Origin of the sequence: Brevundimonas sp., assembly GCF_036659295.1 — a bacterium.
Lineage (GTDB): Bacteria > Pseudomonadota > Alphaproteobacteria > Caulobacterales > Caulobacteraceae > Brevundimonas.
Map to the genome: position 1 here is coordinate 1 of NZ_JAVXCU010000119.1, position 5606 is coordinate 5606.

Annotated in this window: 5 protein-coding genes; all 5 read right to left on the minus strand. The window is 60.3% G+C overall.

The genetic code is table 11. The annotated features are described in order from the left end of the window. On the minus strand, positions 1-215 hold a 215-nt coding region (locus RSB01_RS13305), incomplete at its 3' end, for a hypothetical protein (protein WP_332625651.1). Positions 216-223: 8 nt separating this feature from the next. Beyond that, a complete protein-coding gene (locus RSB01_RS13310) occupies positions 224-1465 on the minus strand; it encodes a parallel beta-helix domain-containing protein (RefSeq protein ID WP_332590296.1) in 1242 nt (413 codons plus the stop codon). Between the two features lie 183 nt (positions 1466-1648). Beyond that, positions 1649-3025 carry an amino acid permease gene (locus tag RSB01_RS13315; RefSeq protein ID WP_332619699.1) on the minus strand — a complete coding sequence of 459 codons (1377 nt, stop codon included), beginning with the start codon at positions 3023-3025 and terminating at the stop codon, positions 1649-1651. Positions 3026-3539: 514 nt separating this feature from the next. After that, on the minus strand, positions 3540-4769 hold the full coding sequence (locus RSB01_RS13320; protein ID WP_332625652.1) for a copper resistance protein B: 1230 nt from the start codon (positions 4767-4769) through the stop codon (positions 3540-3542). Further along, the coding region (locus RSB01_RS13325; RefSeq protein WP_332625654.1) for a multicopper oxidase domain-containing protein at positions 4766-5606 on the minus strand (841 nt) is incomplete at its 5' end. The genes RSB01_RS13325 and RSB01_RS13320, both read right to left, overlap by 4 nt.

The window sequence follows — 5606 nt, forward strand, 5'->3', positions numbered from 1 at the left end:
AGATCATAGGACACGACGCGCTCGCCCAGAACCAGCGAGCCACCGGAAACCTGCACCATGCCCCAGTCCTTGAGCGACTTGGGGTTTTCCGACGCGAAGAAGGTCGGATCGGCCAGAGGCTGGGCCTCTGCCTCGGTCTTGGTTTGAGGCTTGGTGCAGCCTGCTGCTGCGGTGACCAGCAGCAGGCTTAGAGCGAACATACGAAACAGGGACATGGGCCGTGTCAGGCGTTCGGCAGGACGACGGGCGAGAGACGCGGCAGGGTGCATTTGTGCGGCGTCATGTCGGTGTTCGGATTGGCGTATTTGTTGGGACCATCGACATTGATGATACCAGCCTCGCCATTATCGACGCAGATACGTTTGTCGGCGGGCATTTGGCCGTTCACAAGGACTGCCGGATTGACATAGCCATCCCACAGGATGTCGGGGAAGCGGCCGGTCGGGCCGAACTTGGCGATGCGCAGGGCTTGCAGGTCCATGCCATCGGGGGCATTGCCGCCGCCGCTGAAGCGGTTGTCCTTGATCAGGATCGCCTCGGGATAGGGGTCGAAATCATCGCTCATGGCGCTGTCGGAATAACCGGCCGAGAACAGGCTGGAGATGATGATGTTGGCGGTCTTGTTGTCGGCAATCTCGTTGTCGAAAATCTCGACCTGATCGTTGGAGTTGACGATCACGCCCGTGCCCGCTGGAACGCTGGCGACAGGTGTACCGGCATGGCCGAAATTACGGGTATTGTTGGAGACAGCGCGGTTATTATAGACGCGCGTACGATATCCGGCCTGCTGAAGCTGGGGCATGTTGAAGACGAGGATGCCGCCGGTATTATTGGTGGCAAGGTTCTCGTAAACATCGGCGTCGATGCAGTTTTCGATCTCGATACCGGCCACATTATATTCGGCGCGGTTACGGCGAACCACGACGTTTTGCGACTGGCCGACATAGATACCGGCATCCGAAGCCCCAATGGCGACGCTGTCCTCGATCAGGACGTTTTTGGTCTGGACCGGATAGATGCCATAGGCACCGTTCTCGGTTTTGGGACCTTGGGTCCATTCCGTGCGCACCTTGCGCACGATGATGTTTTCACCCTTGTTGATCTTGATCGCGTCACCCTTGGTGTCTTCGATCGCCAGATTTTCAATGGTAAAATTGCTTGCCGTGACCAGAAGACCTTGGGCCCCTGCGGCCTGATTGCGGAAGTTCAGGATGGTCTTGTCCATGCCCTGACCGCGGATGGTGACGCCATCGACCACCAAGCTAAGCTCGCGGTCGATGCTGAAGACACCGGCCGGAATCTCGATCACCGAGCCGGGCTTGGCATCGATGAGCAGTTCCATCAGCTCGTTCTGGTAGGTGGTATTGGCCTTGGAAAGGTCGGTGCCTTTCGAGGTGGGCGTGTTTTGTCCGCAGGCGCTTAAAACCAGCGCGATTGCGACCGGCAACCAGGTGCGCATTTTCATGAAGTTCCCCTCCAGAACGCTTCCGAAATTCAGCATTATGTCACGTTTCCATAACGCTTGGGCTTGCGCAAGCTGAAAATGAAACTCTTTCTGTTTTTGAAATCGGGGCGATCCAGAGAGTTCGGCCACCGGAGCTGTACGCAGCAAAAAGGCCCTCCGAACACTCGAAGGGCCTGATTGGTTTTAGGCAGAAGGCTGTTTTGAAGCGCTTCGGCGGCTGTAGGCGAAATAGAAGGCCACGCCGACGATGTTCCAGATGATGAACCACATAAGGGTCTTCTGGGGCAGGCTGACCAGCAGATACAGGCAACCGGCAATCGAGACCGGTCCGATAACCCATGCCAGCGGGGTTTTGAAACCACGCGGCATGTCCGGCTTTTTGACACGCAGGATCAGCATGCACAGGGCAACCGCCGAGAAGGCCACCAGAGTTCCGGCATTGGCCAGAGCGACGATCTCGCCCAGCGGCAGGAACAGCGAGATGCTGCCCACCACCACGACGGTGAACAGGGTGATCCGTACCGGCGCGCCCTTGGCCGTGACCTTGGCCAGACCGCGCGGCAGAAGTCCGTCACGCGACAGGGCAAAGAAGACGCGGCTCTGGCCATAGAAGAAGGCCATGATGACGGTCGGCAGGGTGATGACGGCGGTTACGGCAAGGAAATGCGCTGCACCCGGTTGCTCGATCAGGCGCAGGATCAGGGCCAGCGGCTCGGGGCTGTTGGCAAAGGTCAGGAACGGCGTGCTGCCCAGCGCGGCAAGGGCGATCACCACATAGATCAGCGCGCATACTACCATCGAGCCCATAATGCCGATGGGCAGGTCGCGCTTGGGATTCTTGGTTTCTTCGCCCGCCGTGGCAATGGCGTCAAAGCCGTAGAAGGCCGAGAAGATGATGGCGGCGGCGGCCATGATGCCACGCTCGATCCCGTCATCGCTCATGGTGCTGCCAAAGCCGTAGGGGCTGAACGGGACCAGATTGGCGGTATCGAAATGCGGTAGGGCGAACCAGACAAACAGGGCCAGAGCCGACAGCTTGATCGCCACAAGAACCATGTTGAAGGTGGCGCTCTTGCTGGTGCCCAGCAGAAGCAGGCCTGCAACAGCGATAATGATGACCAGTGCCGGAATATTGGCCACGCCACCAGCATGGGGCCCGTTCATAAGGGTCATGGGAACGCCCAGCCAGTCATGCAGCAGCGGCGCGGCATAGCCGGACCAGCTGACGGCCACGGCGCTGACGACAAGGCTGTATTCGAGGATCAGGCTCCAGCCGATGATCCAGCCGATCGTCTGGCCCAGCACAGCGCGGGTATAGCCATAGGCGCTGCCCGATGTGTTGATGGTCGAAGCCATCTCCGCATAGCAGAGCGCGGCGCAGGCGCAGACAAAACCGGCGATCAGGAAAGACAGCAGAACCGCAGGACCGGCCTTGTCGGCACCGATGCCGATCAGGGTCAGGATACCGGTGCCGACAATGGCACCCACACCCATGGCGATCAGGTGCGGCCAGCTGAGATTACGAGCGAGAGCAGGCGAAGAGGGGGAAGCGTCACCCATGCAGGGAAATCCGAAGCAAAACAAAAGGGCCGCGAGGGCCCGTTACAGACTGGTGATCCGGCCTGTCGGGCCACGAATGCACGTTGGGGTTATATTTCGCATACAGGGGGGCAGGCCATCCCCCTAACGGAGATTTTTAATCAAAAGAATGAAATAGCCTCGATACGTATCAATAAAGAAATGGTCGTTAGGGCTTGGTCTGTAATTGGGTCGAGTATGCTTCTGGGGTGGGGATTAAGGAATGAAACCCCCGTTTCCGTGCCCTGATATTGCGCAATAACGGGCAATTAAACGCGTTAGTGATCGCGCCATCAGGCCAGACGACCCTGACAGGGCGGGTTTGCGCAAGAATTCAAGGCGCTTGGCAGGATAGCTGTGTGAGGGTTTAGGAAAACTGCGTGTTGCGGCGGGAGGCTCTGTGGCAATGAAAATCCATGCCTGTCCATGACGGCGTTTCCTCCCTTGAAACTTGCGCGGACCATGAAAATGGCCCGCGCATTTTTTCATTTTAGGGTCAGAGCCAGGCCTTGATGCCGATGACAAAACGGGTGTCATCCACGCGATCGCCACGGGCGCGCGCATAGTCGGCGGTGTCACCGAAGGAGCGGCTCCATTCGACACCCACATAGGGTGCGAACTCCTTGCGGATTTCATAGCGCAGGCGCAGTCCTGCCGTGACCGAGGTCAGGCCCGAACCGATCTCCAGCTCCGGAATATCGCTGGCCGACAGGGCCACTTCCAGAGAGGGTTGCAGGATCCATTTCTGGGTGATGCGCTGGTCGTACTCGGCCTCGAGATGTGCTGTCAGATCGCCTTCGGTGGACAGGTAAAGGGCTGCCCCCGTCTCGAACCAGTAGGGGGCGACGCCTTGAATGCCGGCGGTCAGATGGGTGGTGTCCTCGCCATCGGGGCGGAAGTCGTGTCGCACACCGGCCTGCACATCCCAGAAGGGTGCGATGGCACGGCTATAGAGAGCCTGAACCTCGACCTCGTGCAGCTTGCCTTTGCTTTCACCTTCGCCCTCGGTCTTCCACCAGAAGCGATTGATGTCGCCGCCGGTCCAGCCAAACGCGCTCCAGCCATAGCTGTTCGGTGCGTCGCCAAAACCGGCTTCCAGCTTGTCGATGAACAGGCTGGTGCTGCCCATGCCGCCATTCTCTAGCAAAAGCAGTTGGCGCGATGCCGCCATTAAGGCGGGATCGAACAGAAGGTCTGCGGCGTGGGCGGGATTGGCAAAGGCCGGAGCGGGTGGTGGCGTCTCGACCAGACGGCCTCCGACAGCGTCCACACTGGTGGGGATGTTCGGCCCGCCACGCATGGCACTCATATTGTGGCCCGCATGGGGATCAGCTTGGGCTGGTGCAGCGGTCTGGCTGGCCTGTGCGCCCATGTTGTGACCGGCGTGCGGGTCGGCTTGAGCGGGAGCAGCGGTGTGACCGGCGTGGCCGCTCATATTGTGGCCCGCATGGGGATCAGCTTGAGCCGGTGCAGCGGTCTGGCTGGCCTGTGCGCCCATGTTGTGACCTGCGTGCGGGTCGGCTTGAGCGGGGGCAGCGGTGTGACCGGCATGGCCGCTCATATTGTGACCCGCATCGGGATCGGCAGCAGGCTTTTGTGCCTTGGGTTGGGCTTGGGTTACCGGTGTGGCGGGCATGGCGTGACCGGCATGGCTTTGGGCCAGGGCGGTATTGGCAGCCAGCATCAGCGGCAGGGCCGCAACGGCGGTGAGCAGGGCGCGGTTCATCGGGCGGCTCCTTGCAGCGGACGGACGGTGACGACGTTGAACATCCCCGCATGCATGTGCATCAGCAGGTGGCAGTGGAAGGCCCAGTCCCCCGGCGCATTGGCGGTCAGGTCAAACGTAGCCTTGCCCCCCGGCAGGACATTGACCGTGTGTTTCAGCGGCTGGTAGCCGTCCTGACCGTTGACCAGTTCGAAGAAGTGGCCATGCAGGTGGATAGGGTGGGACATCATGGTGTCGTTCACCAGTGTCACGCGCACACGCTCGTTCAGTTCGAAACGGATCGGCTCGACGAGTTCGGAGAATTTACGACCGTCAAAGCCCCACATGAACCGTTCCATATTGCCGGTCAGGTGGATTTCCATGCTGCGTGACGGGGCGCGCATGTCGGTGTTTGGCGTCAGGGACCGCAGATCGGCATAGGTCAGAACGCGGTGGTCCACATTCTCCAGACCTTGCGGTTTGTCGGCAAAGCGGTTGGCCGGAGCCATGGCGATAGCATCGACGCCCACGCCCACAGCCATATCGGCAGGGGCGTTGTCCGGATTGCGCATGCTGGCACCGCTGTGGTCCATGCCACCGGAAGCCTGGCCCGCTGCGCCATGACCCATGGCCGCGTGATCCATACCGGCCGAACCATGACCCATAGCCGAATGGTCCATGCCCCCCATACCCATGTCGCGCATGGTCAGGTTGGGGATGGTGCGCAAGGGCGGCACCTCGGCGGTCATACCCATGCGCGGTGCAAGGGTCGCACGCGCCATGCCCGAGCTGTCGATGGCTTCGGCAACGAGGGTGTAGGCACTGTCCGCTGTCGGACGCACGATGACATCATAGGTT